Origin of the sequence: Dokdonia sp. Dokd-P16, from assembly GCF_003095655.1 — a bacterium.
GTDB lineage: Bacteria > Bacteroidota > Bacteroidia > Flavobacteriales > Flavobacteriaceae > Dokdonia.
Genome location: NZ_CP029151.1, coordinates 1503354 through 1530312 on the forward strand (window position 1 = coordinate 1503354; position 26959 = coordinate 1530312).

The 26959-nt window shown below is 37.9% G+C and carries 26 protein-coding genes; 15 read left to right on the top strand and 11 right to left on the bottom strand.

What is annotated here, in order from left to right; translation table 11 throughout:
• Positions 1-44: 44 nt before the first annotated feature.
• Positions 45-722, top strand: coding sequence for a haloacid dehalogenase type II (locus DCS32_RS06830; RefSeq protein ID WP_108877582.1), 678 nt, complete (start codon positions 45-47; stop codon positions 720-722).
• Positions 723-726: 4 nt separating this feature from the next.
• On the opposite strand, the gene DCS32_RS06835 is transcribed toward DCS32_RS06830, so the two are convergent.
• Positions 727-1875 carry a lycopene cyclase family protein gene (locus tag DCS32_RS06835; RefSeq protein ID WP_108877583.1) on the bottom strand — a complete coding sequence of 383 codons (1149 nt, stop codon included), beginning with the start codon at positions 1873-1875 and terminating at the stop codon, positions 727-729.
• Between the two features lie 56 nt (positions 1876-1931).
• Here DCS32_RS06835 and pdeM point away from each other — a divergent pair, with 56 nt between their 5' ends.
• The 3 genes from pdeM to DCS32_RS06850 all read left to right on the top strand — a co-directional run bounded on the left by pdeM (position 1932) and on the right by DCS32_RS06850 (position 4999).
• The gene (gene pdeM / locus DCS32_RS06840; protein ID WP_108877584.1) at positions 1932-2564 is read left to right on the top strand and encodes a ligase-associated DNA damage response endonuclease PdeM; all 633 of its coding nucleotides are present in this window, start codon (positions 1932-1934) and stop codon (positions 2562-2564) included.
• A 118-nt stretch (positions 2565-2682) separates the two neighbouring features.
• The gene (locus tag DCS32_RS06845; protein ID WP_108877585.1) at positions 2683-4110 is read left to right on the top strand and encodes a pyridoxal phosphate-dependent decarboxylase family protein; all 1428 of its coding nucleotides are present in this window, start codon (positions 2683-2685) and stop codon (positions 4108-4110) included.
• An 88-nt stretch (positions 4111-4198) separates the two neighbouring features.
• Positions 4199-4999 carry a hypothetical protein gene (locus DCS32_RS06850; protein WP_108877586.1) on the top strand — a complete coding sequence of 267 codons (801 nt, stop codon included), beginning with the start codon at positions 4199-4201 and terminating at the stop codon, positions 4997-4999.
• On the opposite strand, the gene DCS32_RS06855 is transcribed toward DCS32_RS06850, so the two are convergent.
• Entirely contained in the window at positions 4996-6345 is a 1350-nt protein-coding gene (locus DCS32_RS06855; protein ID WP_108877587.1) for a dihydrolipoyl dehydrogenase family protein, read from the bottom strand. The genes DCS32_RS06850 and DCS32_RS06855 overlap by 4 nt on opposite strands.
• 125 nt (positions 6346-6470) lie before the next feature.
• Complete coding sequence (locus DCS32_RS06860) at positions 6471-6902, bottom strand: DoxX family protein (RefSeq protein WP_108877588.1); 432 nt, start codon at positions 6900-6902, stop codon at positions 6471-6473.
• Positions 6903-7095: 193 nt separating this feature from the next.
• Here DCS32_RS06860 and DCS32_RS06865 point away from each other — a divergent pair, with 193 nt between their 5' ends.
• The 6 genes from DCS32_RS06865 (at position 7096) to DCS32_RS06885 (ending at position 13417) form a co-directional block, all read left to right on the top strand.
• Complete coding sequence (locus DCS32_RS06865; RefSeq protein WP_108877589.1) at positions 7096-7611, top strand: hypothetical protein; 516 nt, start codon at positions 7096-7098, stop codon at positions 7609-7611.
• Between the two features lie 204 nt (positions 7612-7815).
• Complete coding sequence (locus tag DCS32_RS06870) at positions 7816-8493, top strand: hypothetical protein (RefSeq protein ID WP_108877590.1); 678 nt, start codon at positions 7816-7818, stop codon at positions 8491-8493.
• A 99-nt stretch (positions 8494-8592) separates the two neighbouring features.
• Positions 8593-12006, top strand: a complete 3414-nt coding sequence (gene mfd, locus DCS32_RS06875; protein ID WP_108877591.1) for a transcription-repair coupling factor — start codon at positions 8593-8595, stop codon at positions 12004-12006.
• Positions 11993-12145 (top strand): hypothetical protein, encoded by a 153-nt coding sequence (locus DCS32_RS16055; protein ID WP_158306999.1) that lies wholly within the window; start codon positions 11993-11995, stop codon positions 12143-12145. Before mfd ends, DCS32_RS16055 begins: the two co-directional genes overlap by 14 nt.
• Positions 12135-12734 (top strand): hypothetical protein, encoded by a 600-nt coding sequence (locus DCS32_RS06880; RefSeq protein WP_162533607.1) that lies wholly within the window; start codon positions 12135-12137, stop codon positions 12732-12734. The genes DCS32_RS16055 and DCS32_RS06880 overlap by 11 nt, the downstream gene beginning before the upstream one ends.
• Positions 12735-12736: 2 nt before the next feature.
• Positions 12737-13417, top strand: coding sequence for a DUF2490 domain-containing protein (locus DCS32_RS06885; protein ID WP_108877593.1), 681 nt, complete (start codon positions 12737-12739; stop codon positions 13415-13417).
• A 45-nt stretch (positions 13418-13462) separates the two neighbouring features.
• Here DCS32_RS06885 and DCS32_RS06890 read toward each other — a convergent pair whose 3' ends face one another.
• The 5 genes from DCS32_RS06890 to DCS32_RS06910 are packed head-to-tail and all read right to left on the bottom strand — an operon-like array spanning position 13463 to position 16311.
• Positions 13463-14347: a YitT family protein gene (locus DCS32_RS06890; protein WP_108877594.1), complete on the bottom strand. Its 885-nt coding sequence runs from the start codon at positions 14345-14347 to the stop codon at positions 13463-13465.
• 25 nt (positions 14348-14372) lie between these two features.
• Positions 14373-14684 (bottom strand): phosphoribosylpyrophosphate synthetase, encoded by a 312-nt coding sequence (locus DCS32_RS06895; protein WP_108877595.1) that lies wholly within the window; start codon positions 14682-14684, stop codon positions 14373-14375.
• 48 nt (positions 14685-14732) lie between these two features.
• Complete coding sequence (locus tag DCS32_RS06900) at positions 14733-15695, bottom strand: sodium-dependent bicarbonate transport family permease (protein WP_108877596.1); 963 nt, start codon at positions 15693-15695, stop codon at positions 14733-14735.
• 30 nt (positions 15696-15725) lie between these two features.
• On the bottom strand, positions 15726-16034 hold the full coding sequence (locus DCS32_RS06905) for a hypothetical protein (protein ID WP_108877597.1): 309 nt from the start codon (positions 16032-16034) through the stop codon (positions 15726-15728).
• A 28-nt stretch (positions 16035-16062) separates the two neighbouring features.
• The gene (locus DCS32_RS06910) at positions 16063-16311 is read right to left on the bottom strand and encodes a hypothetical protein (protein ID WP_108877598.1); all 249 of its coding nucleotides are present in this window, start codon (positions 16309-16311) and stop codon (positions 16063-16065) included.
• Between the two features lie 86 nt (positions 16312-16397).
• Here DCS32_RS06910 and DCS32_RS06915 point away from each other — a divergent pair, with 86 nt between their 5' ends.
• The gene (locus tag DCS32_RS06915; protein WP_108877599.1) at positions 16398-17321 is read left to right on the top strand and encodes a LysR family transcriptional regulator; all 924 of its coding nucleotides are present in this window, start codon (positions 16398-16400) and stop codon (positions 17319-17321) included.
• A 339-nt stretch (positions 17322-17660) separates the two neighbouring features.
• A complete protein-coding gene (locus DCS32_RS06920; RefSeq protein ID WP_108877600.1) occupies positions 17661-18485 on the top strand; it encodes a helix-turn-helix domain-containing protein in 825 nt (274 codons plus the stop codon).
• 14 nt (positions 18486-18499) lie between these two features.
• Here DCS32_RS06920 and DCS32_RS06925 read toward each other — a convergent pair whose 3' ends face one another.
• From DCS32_RS06925 to DCS32_RS06935, 3 genes are read right to left on the bottom strand one after another with little or no spacing between them, the layout of a single operon-like run.
• A complete protein-coding gene (locus DCS32_RS06925; protein ID WP_108877601.1) occupies positions 18500-18859 on the bottom strand; it encodes a YraN family protein in 360 nt (119 codons plus the stop codon).
• Positions 18860-18874: 15 nt separating this feature from the next.
• Complete coding sequence (locus DCS32_RS06930) at positions 18875-19759, bottom strand: hypothetical protein (protein WP_108877602.1); 885 nt, start codon at positions 19757-19759, stop codon at positions 18875-18877.
• Positions 19752-20651 (bottom strand): LD-carboxypeptidase, encoded by a 900-nt coding sequence (locus DCS32_RS06935; RefSeq protein ID WP_108877603.1) that lies wholly within the window; start codon positions 20649-20651, stop codon positions 19752-19754. The genes DCS32_RS06930 and DCS32_RS06935 overlap by 8 nt, the downstream gene beginning before the upstream one ends.
• A gap of 341 nt (positions 20652-20992) precedes the next feature.
• On the opposite strand from DCS32_RS06935, the gene metG reads away from it, so the two are divergent.
• From metG to DCS32_RS06950, 3 genes are read left to right on the top strand one after another with little or no spacing between them, the layout of a single operon-like run.
• Positions 20993-23080 (top strand): methionine--tRNA ligase, encoded by a 2088-nt coding sequence (gene metG, locus DCS32_RS06940; protein ID WP_108877604.1) that lies wholly within the window; start codon positions 20993-20995, stop codon positions 23078-23080.
• Between the two features lie 19 nt (positions 23081-23099).
• Positions 23100-24551, top strand: coding sequence for a hypothetical protein (locus DCS32_RS06945; RefSeq protein WP_162533608.1), 1452 nt, complete (start codon positions 23100-23102; stop codon positions 24549-24551).
• Between the two features lie 7 nt (positions 24552-24558).
• Positions 24559-26682: a Tex family protein gene (locus DCS32_RS06950; RefSeq protein ID WP_108877606.1), complete on the top strand. Its 2124-nt coding sequence runs from the start codon at positions 24559-24561 to the stop codon at positions 26680-26682.
• Positions 26683-26959: the final 277 nt, after the last annotated feature.

A 26959-nucleotide genomic window follows, 5' to 3' on the forward strand; every position in this document is an offset into this window, starting at 1 on the left:
TATATTGTGTCAAGCACTCACTAACTTTGTAGCAAACCGATCTTATGAAAGCGCCTTCTGTATTATTTTTTGATGTTAACGAGACACTTTTAGAGCTTACAGCTTTGAAAAAGAGCGTTACTAGTGTTTTAAACGGGAGAGAGGAGCTTGTGCCATTATGGTTCAGCACATTATTACATTACTCACTAGTTGAAAACGTAACAGGAGATTATAAAGATTTTAGCGAGATAGGTGTCGCAGCATTGCAAATGGTAGCCGCAGGTAATGGTATTACCATTACAAAAGAGCAAGCTGAAGATGCGGTAATTAAGCCTTTTAAAAGTTTGATGCCTTATAAAGAGGTAAAACAAGCATTAGAGGCGCTCAGGGATCAAGGCTTCAAGCTCGTTGCACTCACAAATTCATCAACTTCTGGACTAGCCGAGAAGTTAGCATATGCTGGGATAAAAGATAACTTTGACACGTTACTAAGTTGTGAGACTGTAGGAGCTTTTAAACCTAGCTTAGAAGTTTATAGTTGGGCACTTTCAAAATTGAATGTACAAGCAGATGATGCTATGATGATAGCTGCTCATGGTTGGGATATCACTGGTGCAAAAAGAGCAGGAATGCAAACTACGTTTATAAGCAGGCCAGGTAAACAAATGTATCCACTAGCTCAAAAGCCAGATTATACTGTCGATACACTCGATGGTCTGGTAGACATATTCTCAAATAAATAAACTGCTATTTTTTAAATAACACCTTAAATGCTCCTTTTATAAAAGGAATTTTAGGCGCACTTAAAATAACTTCAAGCTCGTCTTTATAGGATGATTCTTCATCTAGAAATTTAAAGATATGTGCGGCTTTTCCTTTTTTAAACATGCGTGTAAAAATCTCTGCACCACGTTCATTGTGCGCAGCAAGCACCTCAAGTAATACGCCATCATAAAAAGTCCAGCGGTTTTTAAGGCTATAATTTTTTAGAGGTTTACCACTTTTTAAAAAATCAATAAGCGCCGCCGATTTTTTTAAGGTATGTTTAAACGTATATCCTGTACTCGCTTTTGTCCACCCACCTGCGGTACCTATGTGTAATATATGCTTGCTATTATGTTGTGTAAAATCATAAGTGGTCATAGGGATACTCCCGAATTCTTGATCTGTGATTTCATAATCTGTTACTCCAAGATTATTTAAATAATCCATTATAGCTTCTTTGTATTCTTCCTTTGGTAGTAAATCTTTAGAAAACAATGTGTACTCTATAAGTGCTTCTTGAGGCGAAGTAGGAAGTACATACATAAATCTGCAGTTCCCTTTTTGAGCTATGCTAAAATCCATGTACGTTGCTACTTTTGGATTAAAAACAGCCTTGTCAGTTTTTACAAACCAGCCTACAAAATGCTGTTGTAATACCACAGCTTCTTGCTGAGTTTCTAGTTGCTCTGGCTTGTAAAAGCTGTTTAAAATTGTGGTAGCATGATATTCATGATCAACAGTGTAAGCTATTGCTCCGTTTTCATTTTCAGTGACATGCGTTACTTTACCATGTATAAACGTGATATTGCTATGTTGCGATAATTCCGCTTTCGCGAAAGCGTACAATTGCTCGCTTTCCACTTTCTTGTAAGCGTATGGAGCGATATCTATGGTCGTACTTTGTTTATTTCCTTTAATTAAGACTGTTGGCCAAGAGTAAGAAACGACGCTTTCAAACAGATCTGGAGTGGTCTCCCAAAAGCACCAAGTGCGGTCATTTTTCTTGTCAAGATTCTGGTCAATGATAGCGATAGATGCATTCTTAAAAAAAGGATCTCTTGCCATACGAAGTGCCGTCGTTAGTCCAGAAAGACCAGCACCTAAAATGATATAATCGTATTTATTTTGCACGATATAAAGATACGGGGAAGTTGTAAAAAAAGCGACGTCATTTGTAACTTTACCAAGTGACTCAAACTACAATTTCTAATAATACATTTTTACTACACCCTACTGGCGCAATGTACTGGGAGGAGCAAGATATATTACTCATTGCCGATGTGCATTTTGGGAAAGTAGCTCATTTTAGAAAACACGGTAGTGCCGTTCCTCAAGAAGCGATACAAACTAATTTTGAGCAGTTGGATAAAGCAATTGCATATTACAACCCTCAGGAGGTTTGTTTTTTAGGAGACTTATTTCATTCTGATCTTAATATAGAATGGGCTTATTTTGAAAAATGGATAAGTGACCAGACTGTCAAATTCACATTGGTGATTGGAAATCATGACATCATCTCTCCATTGCGATTTGAAAAGCTAGGGATTACAATTTATGGCGAGAGAATCATTGACGGTTTTTTACTCACGCACCATCCCGAAGAACGAGATGGTTTATACAATTTTTGCGGTCACATTCACCCAGGAGTTCGACTGCAGGGTATGGGAAGACAAGCGCTAAAAATGCCTTGTTTTTTCAAGAAGAAAAGCCAACTCATATTACCTGCCTTTGGAACTTTTACAGGTAATTATTTACTAGAACCAGAAGATGGTGATGAGGTATTTGTACTAACTCCAGATGAAGTAATTTTAATTGCTTAATTGATGTATAGCATCATGAGGAAATACTAGTTCCTGCAATCTTCTTTTTAATTACCACGGCACACATTTTTAATGGTCTGAGCAATAGTCTAACTTTGCAGCCTTAATACAACAGGTGATGGATAAAGACAAATTAGAACTGTCAAAAGAAGAAATGACTGCCTACGGATACCGTATTGTAGATGCCGTAGTAGAACATTTTGATACACAAAACAGTAAGTTTCCTCTGGCTTCTGGAACTCGTGAAGAAATGGATAAGATGTTTCTAGAAGAAGCGCCAGAGAAAGCTTCAGATCCACAAGAAGTACTTGAATTTGTGATAGAAAAGGTGATGAAACAAAGTGCGATTTCTACGCATCCTAAGTCATTTTCATTTGTTCCAGGACCTAGTAACTACGTGAGTGCTATGTCTGACACGCTTGCTACAGGATTTAATATATTTTCTGGCGGCTGGTCACAATCACCACCAGCAGCAGAACTAGAGATTGTAACCATAAGTTGGTTACTTAAGATTTTTGGCTTTCCAGTTAAAAAAGGTGGAGGAATTTTTACAAGTGGAGGGTCTATGGCAAACCTCACTGCTATTGTTACCGCTCGTCGTGTAATGTGTGGGGAAGATTTTGCAAATGCAGTTATCTACCTTTCAGATCAAGCACACTCGTCAAACATAAAGGCGTTGCGTATCGTAGGTTTTACAAAAGATCAAATACGATTAATCCCAACAGACTCTGAGTTTAAATTTTCTACGATAAAACTTCGTAGTGCTATCGCTCGTGATAGACTGGAAGGTTACAATCCGTTTTGTGTAATTGCTACTGCAGGAACCACAAATACGGGTACAGTAGATCCTCTTACTGAAATTTCAAAAATTTGTAAAGAAGAGAAACTGTGGTTCCACATAGATGGAGCATATGGAGGAGCTGCGATTCTAGCAAAAAACGGAAAAGAACTTTTAAAAGGAATTTCTAAAGCAGATTCTCTTACTGTAGATCCGCACAAGTGGTTTTTCCAACCTTACGAGATGGGTTGCCTGTTAATACGTAATCACAAATACTTGAAAAGTACTTTTGTTGAGAAACCAGAGTATTTGAGAGATATAGAAGGTAATGAATCTGAGATTAATTTTTATGATCACGGTGTTCAACTTACAAGACGTTTTAGAGCACTTAAGTTTTATATGTCTTTAAAAACTTTTGGATTAGAAGGATTTAGAAACGCCATCACATATAATATCAAAATTGCCGAAAAGACAGAAAAGCTACTCCGTAAAAGTAAAAAATGGGAGATTGTATCACCAGCTACGCTCGCGATCATCAACTTTAGGTATAACCCTATTGGAAATAAATTTACAGAGAAGCAACTAGATGAACTCAATCAGAAAATCTCTGGGATGGTAACAGCATCTCGTGAGGCCCAACTGGTAACTACGATACTCAATAAGCAAGTGGTGCTGCGTATGTGTTTAATAAATCCGCGTACTACTTTTGACGACGTAAAAGATACCCTAGCACTTTGCGAAAAATTTGCAGGTGAGATTCTGGACTAAGCAAAACTTCGGTTTTGTGAATATTTTAGCAGTAGCTAGGGGTGTTTGAACATAGTAGCCTCTGTAACTTTACTAAAAATCAGTGATTATGAAAAAGACCTATGCGATTGTAAATTTTCTTTCTGTGATATTAGTGTTAGCTGTAAACGGACTGTCACAAGCCCAGCGCTGGAACGATACTACGATAGGTGAAGCTTCAGATAAATATGAGAATTTATTTACACCAGCAGGGTATGCATTTTCTATCTGGGGTGTCATTTTCTTAATGCTATTAGGGTATTCACTTTTTCAATTACGCCGCGCTTTCTTTAGTAAAAAAGAATCTCCGTTCATTGTACAGACTGGCTGGTGGTTTGCTATTGCAAATTTTCTTAATGCTGCATGGGTGGTTGCCTTTACGTATGAATACGTAGGATTATCTGTACTTATCATGTTAGGGATTTTGTCTAGCTTATTACTCGTAATATGGCGTACTAATATGGAACGATGGGATGCTCCTATTGAGGTTATTGGTTTAGTGTGGTGGCCTATTTGCATCTATTCTGGGTGGATAGCAGTAGCAACTATAGCAAATTTTTCTGCATTTTTTGCAAGTATAGGTTGGACAGGAGGACCACTTAACGAAGTAGTATGGACCATGGTGATGATTACTATTGCAGTACTTGTAAATGTGCTTATGGTGTGGATGCGTAATATGCGAGAGTTTGCACTAGTAGCTGTGTGGGCACTTGTAGCGATATTTATAAGACATAAAGACCAGCATGAAAGCATTGCTTATTATGCATTATTAGGCGCAATAGTATTAGTAGTAATTACAATGTTACACGCCTTTAAGAATAAGGAAACCGCTCCTCACTTAAAATTTAAGGAACGGTTTCTCGATAATTAAACCATACTCTGCATATCACTAGCAAACGTAGGATATGCAAAAATCGTTTCTCTAAACTGTGTACACGTCATCTTCTGCTGTATTGCCATTGCAAATAGATTGATCATCTCACTAGCTTCTGGTGCGAGTATCTCGGCACCTAGAATTTCATCATTAGGACCCTTCAAAGTCTTATAGCAATAATATGGCGAGTTAAGTCTCTTAATACTAAACCATTCTGGCACATGTTCTGACAGCACTTTATACTCGATCCCCTCGGCCTTAGCTTGTTGTTCTGTGAGACCTACAGTAGCGAGTTGTGGCGTGGTATAAACCGCGGTAGGAATCGCAGGAAAGCTATATACTTTGCGCTCACCAGTTGCAAGCTGCATACCTACATGTTTTCCTTCTAAACTTGAAAGCGGAGTTAACGGTAAAGAACCACTATCTGCCACATCACCACATGCATATACGTTAGGATTAGAGACACTCTGTAAGTATTTATTTACCTTGATTCCTCGGGATGTGGCTTCTACATTCCCTTTGTCAAGAGCAAGCATGTCAATTGATGGAACACGTCCAGAGGTATTAAAAACCATTTCGGCTTTTAGTTCATGCTCTTTTCCATCTTGTTTGTAAAATACGCGTGTGTTTTTTTGAAGCATTTCTGCTCCTACCACATCTGCTTCAAAAATGAACTTGATTCCTATATCTGTTGAAGCTTCTTGTAGCAAACTCGTAATACTTTTGTCAAACATTTTTAGCACACGCTCGCCTCGATCTATTACAGTAACATCTACACCGCATCGAGCAGCAATATGTGCAAATTCCATGGCGATATAACCTCCACCTACAAAGATGATGCTTTCTGGAAGCTCTGGAAGCTCAAGAAAATCGTCTGAGGTTTTAAAAAGCTCTGCTCCTTTAAAGTGTAAAGGTCTTGGGATAAGTCCGGTAGCAATTACCACTTTATCTGCGGTCACCTTTTTGCCTTCTACAATGAGTAGTCCTTCTTCTATAAATTCTGGAGACTGGTGATACATGGTAATCCCAGCTTGTTCGAGAGAATCTTCTGTTTTTACAGGCATTGCAGAAACAAATTTTTCTTTAAATTTTTGCAGCGCTTGCCAGTTTATGGTAGCGACTTCAGTTATACCTACTTCTGCCATGTGTGAAGTGCGAGCTATGATTTCGCTAGCGTTTAGTAATACTTTTTTGGGATCGCAGCCTCTATTTGCACATGTACCGCCATACTCACGATTATCTGCAATAGCTACTTTCATTCCTGCCTTTGCACAGCGTGTTGCCACCTGTCTTCCCGCACTTCCTGTGCCTATAACAAATATGTCGTAATGTTCAAATCCCATGCTTTTCTTTTTTTATAAAGGTAGGGAGCATGCACTTTTGTTGCTGTTATGAAAATGGTAAAATGTTAGTTACGCTTTCGCGAAAGCGTATTATTCACTATTACAAACCAGTAAAGTTTTAGTTACTATTGGCCTGTAAATCCGTCTACTACCGTCTTTGAAGTGCCGTCTATCGCAAAGGTATTGTGGCGTAAATTTTTAATAAAAATGAAGAAGAAAATTACATAAATCATTTGTGAGCCTACCAGATCCCAGTCTTCTTTAAAAGAAGTGCCCGCCATTAATAATGTGATTAATATGAAACTCAATGCCGCAGCAAGTCGTGTTTTGAAACCTATGATGAGCAGCACTCCTAGTACAAGTTCTACAATAGGAAGTCCAAAAGCAATAGGCTCCACAAGTGCAGGAGGTAGCATCGTTCCCTCAAAACCTTTTGATAGTCCGCTGGCAAAGCCTTCCATTTTAGGAAGTCGCACTACACCATGCAATAAGAAATTAATACCTATGGTTATACGCGCGATTACAAATGCAAGCTGATTATCGGTCCAGTTTTTCATAATTTAAAATTATAGAACCTTGAGATAGTGTAGTGTTATGAAAATGGTAAAAAGCGAATAACGCTTTCGCGAAAGCTGCCACACTCCGTATCTTTTCAAAACTCTAACAGCATCTTTAAATAATAAATTATAATTTTAATTTTAATTATCAGCATATTACCTTTAGAGCATATAGGAAGCCAAACATGTAATTATGAAAGACATTACAAAGTTGAGTAGATTTATAAAAATTTATTTCGCCTTTTTTTTAATTGTAAAATGTTCGTTTTCATATGGACAAACTTTCAATGAAGTTTTGATAGTTAATAAGGATGACACTTCTTTTTTAGATAATAGCTCACCCATCTCCCTCAGAGAATCTCAACTAATAAATCTTTTATCCTTTGGTGAGTTAACACTTATTTCTGGTAAAAGTGTTGAGCGCAAACTAGGACTAACAAATAGTGAGATACCATTGATAATCTCCTTTAATCAAAGTCAAAAATTATCTTTCTTCATGGGTGTTAACTCTTCATTTTTAAAAGAAACAGGAAGTCAGGTAAGGTTTAATAGCCTTTCATTAACTAGTGGAATTAATTACAACCCTAAAGAAAATATTTTTTCGGCATTACAGATTTCAAAACCTATACTTGAAAATTCATTTATACCAGAGAAACAATCTTTACAATTTGATCAAAAAATACGCGTGAAGGCAGGTCTTAAATTTTGAAAATGTATTCTTTGTAAGAAAAATTTTACATATTTTCACAACTAGAACTTTAAAGCCTTTGTTTTTAGCTTGTTGGTAACAAGTGGTTTATTATTTCTTTAGAATAAATAAACTACACTTTAGACTAAACAGTAAATTAAATCTATAAAAGAGCTACTTTTATCAAAAAAGTAGCTCTTTATAATTATTCACTCATAACTAATTATGAAATACTACATAATTCTTTCCTTTTTTCTACTGGTAACAGCTGGTTTAACAGCACAAAAGTCTTATGATATCGAAAACAGAAAGGGTGGTCTTTTCCTTAAAGTCTCACCAGAATATAGAATTACTCCTATTTATGATTCTGAATTTATAAAGAGAGACGGTTTTCCTCGTAATATTGATCAGAGTAATTCATCTGCGGCATTATCTTATGCGTTTGATTATTTTATCACAAAAAATTGGTCACTAGGATTTTCTCACTCTTTAAGATATGATGTCTTTTTAGCAGGAATCGATGATATAGAAGGAGATTTTGGAGCTCAACCAGATAATAAAACTTTAATACAAGATTTTCATATTTACGCAGATTATCACTTTAAAATCTTCAAAGAAGGAGAAATTTTTGCGCGTGTAGGATATTCTAGAATGAATACAGGAACCTTCTTTTCTGAAAAAACCACATTTTTTGAAGAGAATGGAGAAGATACCGGTATTTCTTCATTTTCTTCTGTTGCAGATTTTAGCTATTTTGCTTATAATCTTTCCTTAGGCTATAAGAAAAATAGAATAGAACTAGCTGGTGGTATTTATAGTTCTTCTGTAACTGAATATTTTGACGCTACAACGAGATTTATTTTACCTTATTTCAAGCTATCTTATAATATTGGCAAACTATAGTGAATAGGTGTTATGGAGAATTTGCGTTTTTTAAAAATTTAGTTAAACCCCTTTTTTACAGACCTAAGCACTCCGTATCTTTGTAAAAAATCTAATTACTTGAGTAAAAACGAACTCTCGCAACACTTTGCACAGTCTCTGCAACTGCAGAAACTAGGGGAAGCTATTTCCCATTCCCAAGAAAACAGTAAAAATATTCAAGCAAAAGGCCTCGTAGGATCTGCACTATCTTTTACCATAAGCAGTGCTTTTGAAACCGCCGAAAGTCCTTTTCTCATTATTTTAAACGATAAGGAAGAAGCTGCTTATTTTCTTAATGATCTAGAGCAGTTACGTAAAGAGGCAAATGTGCTTTTTTACCCTGGCAGCTATAGAAGACCTTATCAGATAGAAGAAATAGACAACGCAAATATCTTGCTGAGGGCAGAGGTTTTAAACAGAATAAACTCTCGTCGTAAGCCAGCATTACTAGTCACCTATCCAGATGCGCTTTTTGAAAAAGTTGTTACCAGAAAAGAGCTAGATAGACAGACGCTTAAGATAGCAGTAAGTGATCAACTGTCGCTGGATTTTGTAAATGAGATGCTGTTTGAGTATAAATTTAAACGCGTTGATTTTGTAACAGAGCCTGGAGAATTCTCGGTGCGAGGAGGTATTGTAGATGTTTTTTCGTTTTCTCACGACGAACCCTATCGTATTGAATTTTTTGGTGATGAGGTAGATAGTATAAGGACGTTTGATGTGGAGAGTCAACTCTCAACTGGACAGGTAAAAAAGATTTCGGTGATGCCTAATGTGGAGAACAAGGCACTTGAAGAAGTACGCCAGAGTTTTCTAGAATATATCTCGCCTAAGACAGTAGTGTTTATAAAAAACAGATCACTTCTTGTAGATCGTACTGATAAAAATTTCGCGAAAGCGGAAGAAGCATTTTCCTCCTTAGACTCAGAGATAAAACGCAACTCCCCAGAGGAGCTATTTATGCATGGTGCTGCATTACAGCAGCAGCTAGATACGTTTACCACAGTAGATCTAACCTCAAAAATAGATGGTGCGATAGCTGATACTACAATCAATTTTGAGCAACAACCACAGCCTTCTTTCAATAAGCAGTTTGACTTATTGATTGCAAACTTGAATGAAAATTCGGCAAGGGGTTATAAGAATTATATTGCCTGTGTGACGGAGCAAGCGGCAAAGCGTTTTCATGATATTTTTGATGATGCAGATGCGATTGTAAAGCAATATGAAACAGTTGTATTGTCGTTATATCAGGGATTTATAGATGATGAGCAGAAGATAGCGGTCTATACAGATCATCAGATTTTTGAGCGATATCACAAGTTTAATCTTAAGAATGGGTATGCAAAAAAGCAGTCCATAACGCTTAAGGAATTGAGCCACCTTTCTGTAGGTGATTATGTGACGCACATTGATCACGGGATTGGAAAATTTGGTGGATTACAGAAGATTGACGTAGAAGGGAAGCCGCAAGAAGCAATCAAATTGATCTACGGAGAGCGAGATATTTTATACCTCAGTATTCACTCGCTACATAAAATTACAAAGTATAACGGTAAAGATGGCAAGCCGCCACAAATTTATAAACTAGGAAGCCAGGCTTGGAAAAAGCTTAAGGCAAAGACCAAGTCTAGAGTTAAGCACGTTGCTTTTAACCTTATTAAATTATATGCAAAACGTAGACTTCAAAAGGGCTATGCCTTTGGGCCAGATACGCACATGCAGCATGAGTTAGAAGCTAGTTTTATTTATGAGGACACACCAGATCAAAGTAGCGCTACCGAAGATGTAAAGCGTGATATGGAAAGTGAGCGTCCTATGGATCGCTTAGTGTGTGGGGATGTAGGTTTTGGAAAAACAGAAGTTGCAATTCGCGCCGCGTTTAAAGCGGTTGATGGTGGTAAGCAAGTTGCTGTACTTGTACCTACAACGATTCTAGCCTATCAACATGCACGTACATTTAAGGGGCGTCTCAAAGATTTTCCTGTAAAAATTGACTATCTCAACCGTTTTAGAACAGCAAAAGAAAAGCGCGAAGTGCTAGCAGGATTAGAAAGTGGGGCAATCGATATTGTGATAGGTACGCACCAACTTACAAGTAAAAATGTAATCTTTAAAGACCTAGGACTTCTCGTTATAGATGAGGAACAAAAGTTTGGCGTTGCGGTAAAAGATAAGCTCAAAACTATTTCTGAAACCGTTGATACGCTCACGCTTACAGCGACACCTATTCCGAGAACGTTGCAGTTCTCACTTATGGCAGCAAGGGATTTAAGTACTATAAATACAGCGCCGCCTAATAGATATCCCATAGAAAGTAACGTAGTGCGCTTCTCTGAGGAGGTGATACGAGATGCGGTACAATATGAAATACAGCGTGGCGGTCAGGTATTCTTTATCCATAACCGTATTGAAAATATCAAGGAAGTTGCGGGTCTTATTCAGCGTCTTGTGCCAGATGCAAAAGTGGGCGTAGGTCACGGGCAAATGGAAGGGAAAACACTTGAAGCAAAGATGTTATCGTTCATGAACGGTGAGTTTGATGTACTGGTGTCTACCACTATTATTGAGAGCGGACTTGATGTGCCTAATGCAAATACGATTTTTATAAATAACGCAAATAATTTTGGCCTGTCAGACCTCCACCAGATGCGTGGGCGTGTGGGACGTAGCAACAAGAAAGCGTTCTGCTACTTCATCACACCGCCATATAGTGCCATGACAGATGATGCTCGTAAGCGCATCCAGGCACTGGAGCAATTTTCTGTGCTAGGAAGTGGTTTCAATATCGCGATGAAGGATCTTGAGATACGTGGTGCTGGAGATTTACTAGGAGGAGAACAGAGCGGATTTATCAATGAGATAGGGTTTGATACGTATCAAAAAATTCTAAATGAAGCCATTGATGAGCTTAAGGAAGATGAATTTTCAGAGTTGTATAATGATGATCCCGCTTTCGCGAAAGCAGAAAAAGATTATGTAAAAGACACTGTAATTGATACTGACTTTAGTCTGCTATTTCCAGATGACTACGTAAACAATATCACCGAACGCTTGAATCTATACACACAGCTCAATAATGTTAAAACAGAGGAGCAACTAGACGATTTTGAACGCCAACTCGTAGATCGTTTTGGACCATTACCAGAAGAAGCCGAAGATTTACTGGATTCTGTGCGTATCAAGTGGGTAGCGACTAAAATAGGTCTCGAGAAAGTGGTTCTAAAAAATGGAAAACTCACCGGCTTTTTCATTGCAGACCAGCAGAGCGCTTTCTATCAAAGCCCAGCCTTTGGCCGTGTGCTTAAGTTTGTACAAGAAAACGCATATCGCATAGGGATAAAAGAGAAAAAGCTATCTAAAGGATTGCGATTACTCCTAAAATCTGACGATGCTAAGACAGTGAATGATGTGGTAGCATTATTACGACCATTAATGCCAGAAAGCACCAAGAAAAAAGCAGCAGAGCTGCCTATGGATGATGGCGAGTAAATCTTGGAAATCAACGCTAGCGGTAATCGCTGCAATTATTACCATTGTAGGCTTGGTAACTGGGAAGTTTCTATTCTTTGTAGTCTGGTTGCCATTAGGGTGGCTATTTAATTCAAAAAAGGGAGATCGTGCAGACTAAATATTTCTTTTCCTTAATGTGTATTTGTGTCTTGCTACAGACATCACTGAGTCGTGCGCAAGCGCAAGAATCTGTAAAAACGGAAAAAGAGTACCGAATTAAACCTGAGCTTGTACCACAAAAGGCAAAAGACTTTATTGCGACCTTTACTGAGAATAAATCTTTTAAATGGCTACAAGAAGTAGGTGATGACGGTACTAGTCTTGAAGCAAAATTTAGATACAAAGGACAGCGTTATAGTGTAGAATTTACTAAAGATGGCGTTTTAGAAGATATAGAAATTGTTATTGGGTTAGGAGAATTACCTGAAGAGACAAAACAGGAGATAACCAGCTATTTCACGCAAGAGTTTGATTATTTTAAAGTAGAGAAAATACAAGCGCAGTATAATAATACGGTAAAAGAAATAATAAATAGGACTGCAAAAAATCTCGTATCCTCATCACCTATTCCGCATTACGAGGTCGTTGTAAAAACACGTAATTCAAGTGAAAAATCAAAGCGTTATGAAGTTCTTTTTAACGAGAAAGGAGCCTTCATAAGTCGGTCTCAAGTAAGTGTACGACGTGATAATATCCTGCGATTTTGATTATGTTTAAATTCACATTCTTTATCCTAATGTTTTCTCTAAGCACTTTGCTTTACGGGCAATCGCTGTATGAAGTTGGCATACTCCCAGAAGTAAATATAGGTACAAAAATTAATGAGCTGTTGAATATTAATGTAGAATTCGCGCCACGTTTTGAAATAAGTGAAGGAGATTTTAAAGGCAATAATAAAAGAGATATATTTTACTCCTTGCTTGATGTCACCACGGTTGCTACGCGTACAGTGGGAGTAGATGCAAAAGTTGGTGTGGGATATTTAGCTCGTTTCCGCGATAAAGAACTTATACATCGCGCGATACAACAATACTCTTTTACCGTCCCTTATTTTGGTTTTCGCTTGGGACATCGCTTCCGTACAGATCAAACATTTAGTGCTAACCAGAAAGCTGAGTTTAGAACGCGTTATAGACTTTCATCAGATATATCGCTCAACGGCGAGTTTATTGACCCAGGCGAAGCGTATTTAAAATTAGGGAATGAGTATGTATATTCCATTCAAGGAGATGCAACAGACCTTGAGGTAAGGTTTGTGCCTACTTTGGGTTATTATCTAAACGATGCAAATAAACTAGAGATTGGCGTAGACTACCGTATGGATTCATTTCTTGATGCTACTGCAAATCATCGATTTTGGATAAATCTGGGATATTACTTGAGTTTGTAGGGTTACGCTTTTGCGAAAGCTTAAGTAGTGTATCAATAAACAATCCTAAAAACTAGCTAACTTTCTATTATTTTTAGTGTCTAGGTATCTTCTAAGTACTCCTCCCTTTACATTATTTACATCAAACTCTACGATAAAGGCATCGGGGTCGCAGGAGTCTATTAGCTTGTGTATTTTGCGCAGGTGTATACGATTTATCACGGTTTGTATCACGCGGCGTTCATTATTATGACCCGTACTGCCGTAACCAGCAGCAGCTTTATAGACGGTGATACCAGTACCAAGCTCATTAAGAATCTTTTGTTCTATTTCTTCAGATGACGGGGATATAATGGTAATACCTATAAAATCTTCAAATCCTTCTATAAAAAAATCAATAAACTTCGCGGTCACGATATAGGTAAGTATGGAATATAGCGCGACCTCTACACTAAGCACTAATGCGGTGATAATAAATAGAATAATATTGAAAGCCAGAATAGTTTTACCTATGCTTATTCCAAAAAAATCAAATACATAAATCCCTAGAATTTCGGATCCGTCAAGCACCGCACCGTTGCGTATACTGATACCAATACCAGCTCCTAGAAACATACCGCCAAAAATTGCAATAAGCAGCTTATCTTCTGTAATTACTGGAAAGGACTCGACTCCGATAAGCACTGCTAGTATCAAGATGGATACGGTGCTTTTTAATAGAATATTTCGCGAAAGCTTATAAAAACCCAACACTAGAAACGGAATACTCACAATAAAGAGTAGTAAAGAGATGTCAAGATCTAACTTTTTACTTATTAAAATTGCGATACCCGTCGCTCCCCCATCTAGAAAACCATTAGGCAGTAAAAAGGCTTTAAGTCCTATACTTGCAAGGGCAATACCTATAGCAATTTGTACATACTCAGAAAGTGATTTTAATACTGTCGCCATACTTTTTGATTTTTTGTTAAGATACCTATTTCTCTTTCTTTTCTAGGTTCATTATAAAATTAATGAGGTTTGTATCGGCATCTTTACCATAGGCACTCGTAAGGCAACCTTTTGTAGAATCATTAGTTTCTATCAAAAATAAAATCGAACTATCACCTGGGTCATTCATTCCCTCGTGCCTACAATATTCTATAAGTGTGAGGTCTTTTATTTGATACCAGCGGTCATTAGTTCTACATAATAAGCGGCCGTCCCGATACATAAAATCTGAGGTAAAACCTGCGACTTTCGCTGCTGCTATATCTTCTGTTAGGGTGTTGCTTTGTGAGAGAATCATAAAGTAAGGTTTTGAGTACGCTTTCGCGAAAGCGTGATTAGAAAAATATTAACTCCAGTTTATAATGCAGAGGTAAAGCGGCATCCCTAGTGTGATATTAAAGGGAAAGGTAATGGCAAGCGCCATAGGTAAGTATAGGCCTTCGTTTGCCTTAGGCGCAGCGAGTTTCATAGCGGCAGGGACTGCAATATAGGAGGCACTTGCTGCAAGTATGGCAAACAGCAATCTGTTACCTATAGATTCTGTTATAAACCCACTTAGTAAACTCACGATAATACCATTTACAATAGGGACGGCAATTGCAAATACATAAGGAAAAGCGCCATACTCCTTTAGGCTTCCTATTTTTTTACCACTTGAGATTCCCATATCTAGTAAAAAGACAGCTAGAAAACCTTTGAAAATATCTGTGGTAAAAGGCGCAATACCTTGTGCTTGTGCATCGCTTGCCATAAAACCTATGACGAGACTTCCTATTATCAACAGTACACTTCCGTTTGTAACAGAATGTTTAATAATACTGCCCATTGAGACTGTCTTGTCACGGTTTGCCGTAAATAGCATCATAAGGAGTACGCCTATTATAATAGACGGCGCTTCCATAATAGCCATAACCGCAACCATGTACCCGCTATATGCAATTTGCTCCATATCAAGATAAGCAACTGTAGTAACAAAAGTTACAGCACTTACAGAGCCATATGCCGCAGCGATTGCTGCGGCATTTTGTACTCCGACGCGCTTTTTAAGCGTAAAAAACGCATATAATGGAACCACAAGAGCTAGAACGATTCCAAAAATTAAGGACCAAACAATCTCCATATTTAGCTCTGAGTGAGCAAGCTCTTGTCCTCCTTTAAATCCAATAGAAAGTAGGAGGTAAAGAGAAATAAACTTTGAAGAACTAGGCGGTATGGCTAAGTCACTTTTGAGTTGTACCGCTAGTAATCCTAAAAAGAAAAATAAAAGTGCAGGGTTGGTCAAGTTATCAACCAGTAGGTGTAAGTCCATAATAGAGGTTTAGGTGTCTTGGTGTGGTAATTACTTTTTGATGCGTATTTCAACAGTGCTTTTTATTTCTAGTTTACCTCCCTCTGCACGTAAATCACTTAAAAAGCTTTTTAGTTTTCCTTTCTCATCTAGTAATTCTATGATACGCCCACTATCATACTCACAGGCATCATCTATGTTACCTTCGGTACGGCTTAAGCGTTGTAATTTATGAAAGTTGATCTTCTTGTCAAGCATTGCATGTAAGATATCTCCAGCTTCGGTTGCTGTAAATACACCGTCTATAAGATTAATTTTTTGATCTGTCATTGTGAGTACGTCTGTTGTTTGTGTGTTCATGATAGTATTGATTTAAAGTGTGAAAGAATTATGATTTTCCGCTAGCAATTTTGATAAACGAGATAAGTATGATTAAAAATGAAGCAGATGCTATTTCCTTAAAAAACAAATAATCACTCAAGATAGAAAGTGTTATTGCCGATATAGGAATTGCAAGAAGCAATAAGTTTTTCAAGGTTTTAAATAGTAAAGCCCATTGTGCGATAATTGAGGAAGAGCTGTCCCTCTGAGAGTAATCACGAACGTTAAGCGTGTTGATTTTAAGTTTTTGTAACATATCTCTATTTTTTGATGGTGCAAAGATGTGGGCTAGGGTTCATATATTTTTATTTATATTTATAATGAATTACATAAATTATTTTAATGCACTATACGTTACACCAGCTTCAGGTCTTCTTAAAAGTCACAGAATTTAAGAGCATTACAAAAGCTGGCGAAGAGCTACATCTCACGCAGCCAGCGGTCTCGATACAAATCAAAAATTTTCAAAATCAGTTTCCTATTCCGCTTACGGAGGTGGTGGGGAGGCAACTGTTTGTAACTGATTTTGGCGAAGAAATTGCCGTTGCAGCACGTAAAATAATTGCCGAAGTAGATGCAATTAATTATAAAACGATGGCTTATCAAGGTCAGCTCTCGGGTAAATTAAAGATATCCATCGTTTCTACAGGAAAATATTTAATGCCTTATTACATAGCAGATTTTATGAATATGCATCCTGGTGTCGATCTAGAGATGGATGTGACAAACAAGACCAGAGTGGTACGTCATCTTGAAAAAAACGAAACAGATTTTGCACTGGTATCTGTAGTTCCAGATCATATCGCGATAGATAAAGTGACACTTATACCTAACAAATTATTTTTAGTAGGAGGTAGGCAGCACACCTACTCAGGTAAAACCATATCAAAAAAAGACTTTGATAAACTACCCGTGGTGTATAGAGAAAAAGGATCTGCAACACGGGCCGCTATGGAAAATTATATTGCAGACAGACAACTTCCTACACGTAAAAAAATAGAGCTTACCTCAAATGAAGCGGTAAAGCAAGCTGTGATTTCTGGAATAGGGATTTCCATACTCCCGCTAGTGGGACTTAAAAATGCACTTACTAGCGGTGATGCTCAAATCATCCCGAGCAAAGGATTGCCTATTACCACACACTGGAATCTCATTTGGCAAAAAAGCAAGCAGCTTTCTCCCACTGCAAAGGCCTTTGTGAGTTATCTCGAAGAGCATAAAACAGCACTAAATGAAAAGCATTTTGGATGGTTAGACACGTATTAATTGGTACGCTTTCGCGAAAGCATAATACGTGTAAAACGTTGTCTTTACTGAAGTGACGTGCAAATGTCGGGTTAAATACTGCTCAAGAAATGAAACAAATCATAAATGAGCCATACTATTGCAGTGTAGAACTTCTTGTATATGTAATACCTAATAACAAGAAAGATGAGCTTTACAATTCGTTTCTATCGCATACGTATTTCAATAAAAAATAAAACCGTAGTTTAGAACTATGCTTTGATTTTTATATTTCATCTATACGCGCTATAATTCAAATTGTTTAAAACCCCTCTTCCTTATCATCAGGTATAATGCGCATCATTACAAGGCAAAACATTTATGATGAAACAACCAGAATTAGGACAAAAGATTTTAGAACTGCGCCAGCAAAAAGGATTAACGCAGGAAGAACTTGTAGAACAGTGTAATATTTCTGTGCGCACGATACAACGCATAGAAGCTGGAGAAACAATGCCACGTATTTACACGATTAAAACAATACTCTCTGCACTAGATAGAGATCTAGATGACTTACAAGAAGATACCGTCTTTGAGGCCAAAGTAAAAAAGGCAATGCTCATTAATTTAGATGAGGATAAGGATGTATCATATCTATTTACACAACTCCACGTAGGATGGATAGCGGGTATATTAAGTATGATCGCATTTGTATTTGAACTTGTAGATGATTTTTACTTTGTAGCGGAGGGCACCTATTACTTTGGAAAAGTTTTTACTATTATACTTGGCATACTTTCTATTATTTTCTTTTCAGTATTTATGCGCACTTTTATACTTATCGGGAACTTATTTAAAAACAATTTTTTGAAAATAATTTCGACACTATTTATTATCATTAATGCAATTCTTGCTGGATATGCCCTTATTGACATGAACTATGTTGTCATGCCTATGGAGGCTTATGGAGTTATGTACATCGTGTTTTTTGGTGTGATGTCCATGTTTTTTGGCTATAGCTTATTTAAACTTAAAGGGCTGGGACAGTTACCACAAGCGTCCGGTATTTTACAAATGGTACTCGGTTTTATGATGCTGACTATATTTCTTGCTATTGTAGCAGGACCAGCAAGTATACTAGCACAAGCAATAAATGTCGCACTTATTCTCAGAGTGTATGAGATAATTAAAAAGCAAGTAGGTTAATAAGAACTATCATTTTAAAAAAAGTAAAACGCATCCTCAAAATGCTCAAGGCGTTCTTGTTTTGAGTTTTTAAGTACTCCTATAATATCAAATCGTACTTCGACATCTAGATCATTTTCTAGTACGTATTCATTTGACACTTTTACGATAGACTTTTGCTTACCAGTACTCACAAAACTCTGCGGATCGCCAAAGAAATCTGAGTTACGCGCTTTTACTTCTACTACAACGAGGACGCCTTCTTCCTTCTGGCAGATAATGTCGACTTCATTTTTTCCAAAAAACCAATTACGTTCAAGAATAGTGTAACCCTGCTTTATTAAATGCAGGGTTGCTAGTTCTTCGCCGTATTCGCCTAGTTCTTTTGGGGTCATGATTTAGTTGTGTTATTAGTACCCATAATAACCCCGTCTTAGTGAATCTACTCGTTTCTTTAACTTCCAAGGTGCAAGACCTACAGCAACACGTCTTTTGTCAATATTTTTAAAATCAAGGATATTGGTGCTATCGACATTATCATAAATCCCATAATCGTAAAAACCTCGCGACCGCTGGCGACTGTCCAGCATATTACCAAGTATATCTGCTGGCGCTTTACCATTCTCAATCATTTTTAAAAGCACCGGTTTAAAGTATATGGTGTCGTCAAAATGAAAAAATAATGTTCCTATGTCAACACGCTCACCTTGATCAAAATTATTCTTACCCACAAGTTGAGCTGAGGGATATCCATATTGATTAAAAATCTCTTTGATTCTTTTTTGATGAATGCTATCTACACGCTCCATCTCTATAAAATCTATAGGAGGCTGTCTTACTTCTTGATCAAGACGGTTCATTGCAATTATTTCTGCCCTTAAATCTTGGTTAATATTTGCGTTAAACTCATCTGCATAAGAAGCAGCGTTACGCGTCAGATAATCCCACTCTTCATATTCCTTGAGGATATTATATATTTCATCGTTTTCAAAAGTATCAAAACTCATTCCTTCTTTAAGCATGCGCTCCATATATGGAAATGCTTTTTGCGGTTCGCCTACTTTGATAGATAGTTTTGCCATCATTTCAGACTCTCTAATGAGCGTCTGGTTTAATAGACCACAACGAGCTTCTACCTCTTTAAAAATATCATAGGCTTTCTGATAGTCTTCTTCATAAAATGCAAGCTCTGCTTTATAAACATCTTGATAGTAGGAGTCTATAAAATTGCAAGAAGGTTTATCCACACAAGAAAAGAAAAACATAATTATAAGTATAGAGAGAATTCTATTCATACCGTATACTTGCTTTAGTTGCTGTTACTTCAAGAGTGATCTCACTCCCCAACTTTAATGCATTATTATTATCTACGTGTCCCGCAGGAAAGTCAAAAGCTACCGGAAAGTCACATTCTTTTACAGCATCAAGCACAATCTCCTGTGCTGTTTTACCAAAGGGGATTCTATTATCGTGCATCTTAGTCATACCACCTACAACCATGCCCGCACAGTGATCTAGCATCCCGTTGCGTTTTAGGTTGACAATCATCCTATCTATGTGATAGAGGTACTCATCCAGGTCTTCTATAAATAATATTTTACCAGTCGTATCAAGATCAGAGCTACTGCCGCAAAGGCTGAAAAGAATAGACAGGTTTCCGCCTACGAGCGTGCCTTTTGCAGTGCCTAGCCTGTTAAGCTTATTTGTGGTGTTGTAACTAAAGTTAGGTTGCTCGCCAAAAAGCGATTGTTTTAATGACGCTTTCGCGAAAGCGGTATTGTCATCAAGAGATACAGGCATGGTCGCATGTATCGTTTTGAATCCGATTTTATGGATGTGGCTATGTAAAACCGTCACGTCAGAGTAGCCCACCACCCATTTTGGATATTTGACAAACTTGTAAAAATTTAGATCATCTACTATGCGCACCGTCCCGTAGCCACCACGAGCACACCAGATGGCTTTAATCTCGGTGTTATCCAGCATTTGCTGAAAGTCTTGTGCTCTCTGAAAATCTGTCCCAGCATACTGATTATCTTCTAGCCCAATGGTGTTGCCCAATACGGGAACTAAGCCCCAGCTTTTAAGCAAGGCAATGCCTTCTTCTAGCTCTTTTTTAGAAATTTTACGTGCCGTAGCAACAATTGCGACATTGTCGCCTTGTACAAGATAAGGAGGTGTAATCATTAGTGTATTTTTCACACCTCAATATACTAACTTAACGGCAGTTTGGATTTTAAACCGTCTGGTAATTTGGTGATAGTTTTCATTACTCAATATTTCAAAACAAAGTGATTTGAGAGATGCTTATAACTCACAAACCATGCTCCATAGCCCCGATAGCAATGAAAATCCCGCAACCTAGCGATAGCGTGGTGAGGAATTGCAATGAATAGCGGGAAGAGGCAGCTGCTTACTACAACTACTGCAGCGCTCCTAGCATAACAATACCGAGTTAAAGCTAGATTACTTTATAGATACTCCTTGCTTGTTTTTCTTTATTTTTGTCGCTTCTTAAAGAATATAATATGTCTCAGAATCCACAACGATATACAATTACAGCGGCACTGCCGTATACTAACGGACCTATACACATAGGCCACCTTGCGGGAGTGTATGTTCCGGCAGATATTTATGCGCGTTACCAGCGTATGCAAGGAGCAGATGTTGCTTTTATATGTGGTAGTGATGAGCATGGAGTGCCTATTACAATTAAGGCAAAAAAGGAAGGGATTACACCGCAAGATGTAGTAGATAAGTATAATGCGATTATCAAAAAATCTTTTGAAGATTTTGGGATCACCTTTGATAACTACTCACGTACCTCTGCAAAAATTCACCACGATACAGCGTCTGAGTTTTTCAAGAACATGTATGATCAAGGTAAATTTATAGAAGAGACAAACGAGCAGCTGTATGATGCAGAGGCAAACCAGTTTCTTGCAGACCGTTTTGTGACGGGAACTTGCCCTAAGTGTGGCTTTGAAGAAGCTTATGGAGATCAGTGTGAGAGCTGTGGTACTTCGCACAATGCAACAGACTTAATTAACCCAAAGAGTGCCATAACAGGAGCTGTACCTACACTTAAGGAAACAAAGCACTGGTTTTTACCACTTGATCAATACAATGATTTCTTTAAGGAGTGGATAATAGAAGGACACAAAAAAGACTGGAAAACAAATGTGTACGGGCAATGTAAGTCTTGGATAGATGATGGACTACGTCCACGTGCCGTAACTCGTGATCTAGACTGGGGAATCCCAGTACCAGTAGAAGGAGCAGAGGGCAAGGTTTTATACGTTTGGTTTGATGCGCCTATTGGCTATATCTCTTCTACAAAGGAGTGGGCAGCACGTGAGGGTAAAGATTGGGAGCCATACTGGAAAGATGAAAACACAAAACTACTTCACTTTATAGGGAAGGATAACATCGTTTTTCACTGTTTGATTTTCCCTGCAATGTTAAAGGGACATTGTGAGTATATCTTGCCAGATAACGTACCTGCAAACGAGTTTTTAAACCTAGAAGGCCGCAAGCTTTCTACGTCAAAAAACTGGGCAGTATGGTTACATGAGTATCTGGAAGAATTTCCAGATCAGCAAGATGTGTTGCGTTATGTGCTTACGGCAAACGCGCCAGAATCTAAGGATAATGATTTTACTTGGAAGGATTTCCAAACTAGAAATAATAGCGAACTCGTAGCGATTTTTGGTAATTTAATTAATCGCGTGACGGTGCTTACACATAAGTATTATGGAGGTGTTGTGCCTACGCCTGGAGCTTTTAATGAGCTAGATAAAGAAGTGCTAGATGCCATAAAAGCATATCCAGCAGTGATAGGTAGCAGTATAGAAAAATACCGCTTTCGCGAAAGCCAAACAGAATTCATGAATCTCGCTCGCCTAGGAAACAAATACCTAGCAGACGAAGAGCCGTGGAAGACTATCAAAACAGACGAGGAACGCACTAAAACAGTAATGTATGTGGCTTTACAAATTGCAGCCGCACTTGCTATATTAAGTGAGCCGTTATTACCACATACAAGTGTAACGCTTAAAAATATTCTTGACCTTCCTGCTAGTGATGTTGAGAATGCATTACAGTGGAGTGACATCACTTCAAAAGAAGTGTTATTACCAGCTGGACATACAATCAATAAATCTCAATTACTCTTCTCAAAAATAGAAGACAGTCAGATACAAATACAGCTAGATAAACTAGAAGCAAGTAAAGCTGCAAATGAAGCAGAAGCTGCTGCCGAAAATGCGGTAGTAGAGCCACAAAAAGAGCTGATTAACTTTGACGATTTTACAAAACTCGATATGCGAGTAGGTACCATTATCGAAGCAGAAAAGATGAAGAAGACAAAGAAGCTCCTCATTTTAAAAGTAGATACAGGTATTGATGTACGTACCATCGTTTCTGGTATTGCAGAAAGTTTTACTCCAGAAGAAGTAATAGGGAAGCAAGTAACGGTACTTGTAAACTTGGCTCCAAGAGCTCTACGCGGTGTAGAGAGTGAAGGAATGATCTTAATGACAGAGGATGCTAGTGGAAAACTCGTGTTTTTAAATCCTGATGCAGATGGGGTGAGTAATGGGAATATGATAAGTTAATAAATTAAATATATATTGAATGAATAGATTCTTATTGTTAATAGCCTTGGTGCTATCAATGACTGCATATGGCCAAGAAGAATATCTTGAAATTTCTTTTAAGGATGTGAAGTCTTCAAGTGCTTACATCGACAATGTACATTTAGTTAAAAATCAAGAAACGGGATTTTTATCCATTTTTGCAGAAGAATCTAAGACTACTTACGGCTTTCAATACGATGAAAATTTAAAGCAGGTAGCACAATTGACATCTGGGGGACTTAAAAGAAAGTATAAAGAAATTATAGGTCAAGTATACGATAACGATAGAATTAGGTTGCTTCAAAAAAACAAGAAAGGAACTAAGTTTGCTAGTATATTATACGATTTCAATGCTCAAGTTACAGAAGAGATTGAGTATGATGTTGATATGTCAGATCAGAAATTTATTCAATCCTACAGCAAGGGCGGTGCTTGCTATGTTTTCACAATATTCAAAAACAAAAATCTTCTTAGAAAATGGGTGTTTAAGTTGGATGGATCAGTATCACATATTGATATATCTCTTCAAGAGGAATTAGTGCGTAATAGATTTTCATCAACAAATATTTATAATTTATTGACAGAGACGCAAGGTTTCAACACCATTTTAAAAATGGTAAAAGTTGAAAATAGACTTCCTAATACACTTGAAATAGCCACTGAAGAAAGTAAGATGTATGCACACGACAATGGATTTTATTGGACGCTAGATAGTAATCATCATTATACAGTTTTATTAGATTTTCAATTACCTGATTTAGAGCCTACAATCACTTTTGTTGAGAAAACTAAATTAAATACAAGACTTCCAGCTTCTAATTCTTTTATTGTAGGTAATGTATTGGCTCAAATTGTATCAAGTAGTCAGGAGTTGAAGCTCAATTTTAGAGATATAGAAGACATGGAGTCTTTGAAAACATATGATTTGCTCAAAGATGATGAAATCACCTTTAAAAATTCTCCTATACTTCAGGAGGGTTCTGTTTATAGCTTTGGAGCAACGAGAAAACTTGAGAAGACATCAAAATTTCTACGAAAAATCGCGTCAGATAAAAACGGTATAGCTCTTTTTAAAAGTGATAATGGTTACCGTGCTACAATAGGAGGTGTAAGACCTCAAAGCGGAGGTGGTGGATTTGGCGCCATGGGTGCTTTGGGTTCAATTCCAATAGCAAGTTTTGGTGCAGCCACGATGAGTTTCAACCCAGCTTCATTTGCATATGGATCTTATGGTTTTACTGGATCTACGCGCATTGAAAGTTTATTTCATAACGATTTTGACCATCGTGAAGGAGAGTTGCCTGATAATGTATTTGACGAGATTGAGGAGCTTTCTAGTAAATGGTTAAAAAGAGCAGATGATGTCTATTTGATAGACGATTTTGTTCTCTTTGGGAATTATCAAACCAATCGTAAACTCTTCACGCTTTATAAATTTCAAAACAAGTAAAACCTCCTTGAAAATTTTAGAATTTATATCAAACAGCTCTGCCTTATCAGAAAAATCTGTAAAAGCAACTTTACAACTTCTTTCTGAAGACTGCACTCTACCTTTCATTGCTCGCTATCGCAAGGAAGCGACGGGTGGACTAGATGAGGTGGAGATTGGAAAGATTATCGAACTTAAAGAGCAGTTTGAGACTTTAGAAAAACGAAAAAAATCAATTCTCAAATCACTAGAAGAGCAAGACGTTCTTACCAGCGAACTCAAAGATAAGATTGAAAAAACGCAAGATCTTACTACGCTAGAAGACTTGTATTTACCATATAAGAAAAAACGTAAAACCAAGGCAGAGACAGCACGTATAAACGGACTAGAACCACTAGCTAAAATCATTATGTCTCAAAATGCGCAAGACCCAGAAGGGCTAGCGCATCGATATACTAATAGCGAAGTTCCAGTTGCAGAAAATGCGTTAGAAGGAGCACGTCACATTATAGCTGAATGGATTAATGAGCGCATAGATATACGAGATAACATCCGTGAGCAGTTAAAGCGTTTTGCCACCATAGAGACGAAGGTGGTTAAGAAAATGGCAGATGAGGAAAAAGCTCAGAAATTCCGCGATTATTTTGATTGGTCTGAGTCATTAAGTCGTTGCCCTTCACACAGATTACTTGCTATTTTAAGAGCCGAAAATGAAGGCTACATTCGTGTAAAAATCGTAATTGATGATGACCGCGCGCTTGATAAAATAGAACGCAAACTCATACGCTCGCGTGGCGATAGCGCCACACAGATTGAGCTAGCTATAAAAGATGCGTATAAACGACTATTATTCCCTGCACTTTCAAATGAAACGCTATCTGAAGCAAAGAAAACAGCAGATGAAACTGCTATTCAGGTTTTTGCAAAAAATTTAAAACAATTACTCCTTGGTTCGCCGCTAGGTGAGAAGCGTATTCTTGCGCTAGACCCAGGTTTTAGAACAGGTTGTAAACTGGTATGCCTTGATGCACAGGGACGGTTGCTACATAACGAAACCATCTACCCGCATGCACCAAAAAATGATGATGCAGGCGCTATAAAGAAGATCTCAAGTCTTACAGACGCATATAAAATTGAGGCAATCGCCATCGGTAATGGTACGGCTTCCCGCGAGACAGAAAGACTTGTAAAACGCATCCATTTTAAGAATGCGATGGAGGTTTTTGTAGTGAGCGAGGCAGGTGCATCCATCTACAGTGCGAGCAAGATTGCACGTGATGAGTTCCCTAATTATGATGTGACAGTTCGCGGTGCAGTTTCTATAGGTCGTAGGTTACAAGACCCGCTGGCAGAGCTTGTGAAGATAGATGCAAAGTCCATTGGCGTCGGGCAATATCAGCACGATGTAGACCAGGCCGCACTTCAAAAATCACTAGATCAAACGGTAGAAAACTGTGTAAATGCCGTGGGTGTCAATATAAATACAGCAAGTGCTCCGTTACTTAGCTATGTGTCAGGTATTGGGCCAAAACTTGCTGAGGGTGTAGTACGCTTTCGCCAAAGCGAAGGACCCTTTAAAACACGTCAAGAGATTAAAAAGGTACCACGTCTGGGAGGAAAAGCATTTGTGCAAGCCGCAGGTTTCTTAAGAATCACAGGTGCTGAAAATCCGCTAGATAACTCGTCTGTACATCCAGAAAGATATAAGTTGGTTGCAAGCATCGCCAAAGATCAAAAAGTCTCTGTTGCCGAAATGATAGGAAACACAAGCCTTCTTAAATCGATAGATCTTCAAAAATATGTAACCGATGAGGTAGGACTTCCTACACTTACCGATATTATAAGCGAACTAGAAAAGCCTGGCCTTGACATTAGAGAAAAAGCGAAGGTTTTTACTTTTAATCAAAACATACGCACTATAGAAGATGTCCAGTCAGGCCATTTACTGCCTGGGATTATAAATAATGTAACGGCTTTTGGAGCTTTTGTAGACATTGGTATCAAAGAAAGCGGTCTCATACACATCTCAAACCTAGCAGATGGTTTTGTGAGTGATGTGAGTGCGCACGTAAGTTTGCAGCAGCAAGTTATTGTAAAAGTGCTAGAAGTAGATATCGCAAGAAAGAGGATACAGTTGAAGTTAGAGAAGTAAAAATTTTGTCACCTCGAGCGTGTCGAGAGGTCACACGAGTAACTCGTGGATGCGCTTACTCATATGAGATTTCTCGGCAGGCTCGAAATGACGAGCGATTGTCATCTCGACGCGAAGAGAGATCACACAAGAAGCTCAAGAATACAGGCTGCGGAAAACTTGATTGTTCGCGACAAAGTCCTAGTCACCTCGAGCTTGTCGAGAGGTCGCACGAGTGGCTCACGTATGCACTTACTCCTATGTGATTTCTCGACAAGCTCGAATGACAAGTGGCTAT

Bases quoted from the DNA above. Each gene is read 5' to 3' on its own strand.
- DCS32_RS06830 (WP_108877582.1), top strand. From the start codon at position 45: ATGAAAGCGCCTTCTGTATTATTTTTTGATGTTAACGAGACACTTTTA.
- DCS32_RS06845 (WP_108877585.1), top strand. From the start codon at position 2,683: ATGGATAAAGACAAATTAGAACTGTCAAAAGAAGAAATGACTGCCTAC.
- DCS32_RS06850 (WP_108877586.1), top strand. From the start codon at position 4,199: ATGAAAAAGACCTATGCGATTGTAAATTTTCTTTCTGTGATATTAGTG.
- DCS32_RS06855 (WP_108877587.1), bottom strand. From the start codon at position 6,345: ATGGGATTTGAACATTACGACATATTTGTTATAGGCACAGGAAGTGCG.
- DCS32_RS06860 (WP_108877588.1), bottom strand. From the start codon at position 6,902: ATGAAAAACTGGACCGATAATCAGCTTGCATTTGTAATCGCGCGTATA.
- DCS32_RS06865 (WP_108877589.1), top strand. From the start codon at position 7,096: ATGAAAGACATTACAAAGTTGAGTAGATTTATAAAAATTTATTTCGCC.
- DCS32_RS06870 (WP_108877590.1), top strand. From the start codon at position 7,816: ATGAAATACTACATAATTCTTTCCTTTTTTCTACTGGTAACAGCTGGT.
- DCS32_RS16055 (WP_158306999.1), top strand. From the start codon at position 11,993: ATGATGGCGAGTAAATCTTGGAAATCAACGCTAGCGGTAATCGCTGCA.
- DCS32_RS06885 (WP_108877593.1), top strand. From the start codon at position 12,737: ATGTTTAAATTCACATTCTTTATCCTAATGTTTTCTCTAAGCACTTTG.
- DCS32_RS06890 (WP_108877594.1), bottom strand. From the start codon at position 14,347: ATGGCGACAGTATTAAAATCACTTTCTGAGTATGTACAAATTGCTATA.
- DCS32_RS06895 (WP_108877595.1), bottom strand. From the start codon at position 14,684: ATGATTCTCTCACAAAGCAACACCCTAACAGAAGATATAGCAGCAGCG.
- DCS32_RS06900 (WP_108877596.1), bottom strand. From the start codon at position 15,695: ATGGACTTACACCTACTGGTTGATAACTTGACCAACCCTGCACTTTTA.
- DCS32_RS06905 (WP_108877597.1), bottom strand. From the start codon at position 16,034: ATGAACACACAAACAACAGACGTACTCACAATGACAGATCAAAAAATT.
- DCS32_RS06910 (WP_108877598.1), bottom strand. From the start codon at position 16,311: ATGTTACAAAAACTTAAAATCAACACGCTTAACGTTCGTGATTACTCT.
- DCS32_RS06915 (WP_108877599.1), top strand. From the start codon at position 16,398: ATGCACTATACGTTACACCAGCTTCAGGTCTTCTTAAAAGTCACAGAA.
- DCS32_RS06920 (WP_108877600.1), top strand. From the start codon at position 17,661: ATGATGAAACAACCAGAATTAGGACAAAAGATTTTAGAACTGCGCCAG.
- DCS32_RS06925 (WP_108877601.1), bottom strand. From the start codon at position 18,859: ATGACCCCAAAAGAACTAGGCGAATACGGCGAAGAACTAGCAACCCTG.
- DCS32_RS06930 (WP_108877602.1), bottom strand. From the start codon at position 19,759: ATGAATAGAATTCTCTCTATACTTATAATTATGTTTTTCTTTTCTTGT.
- DCS32_RS06935 (WP_108877603.1), bottom strand. From the start codon at position 20,651: ATGATTACACCTCCTTATCTTGTACAAGGCGACAATGTCGCAATTGTT.
- metG (WP_108877604.1), top strand. From the start codon at position 20,993: ATGTCTCAGAATCCACAACGATATACAATTACAGCGGCACTGCCGTAT.
- DCS32_RS06945 (WP_162533608.1), top strand. From the start codon at position 23,100: ATGAATAGATTCTTATTGTTAATAGCCTTGGTGCTATCAATGACTGCA.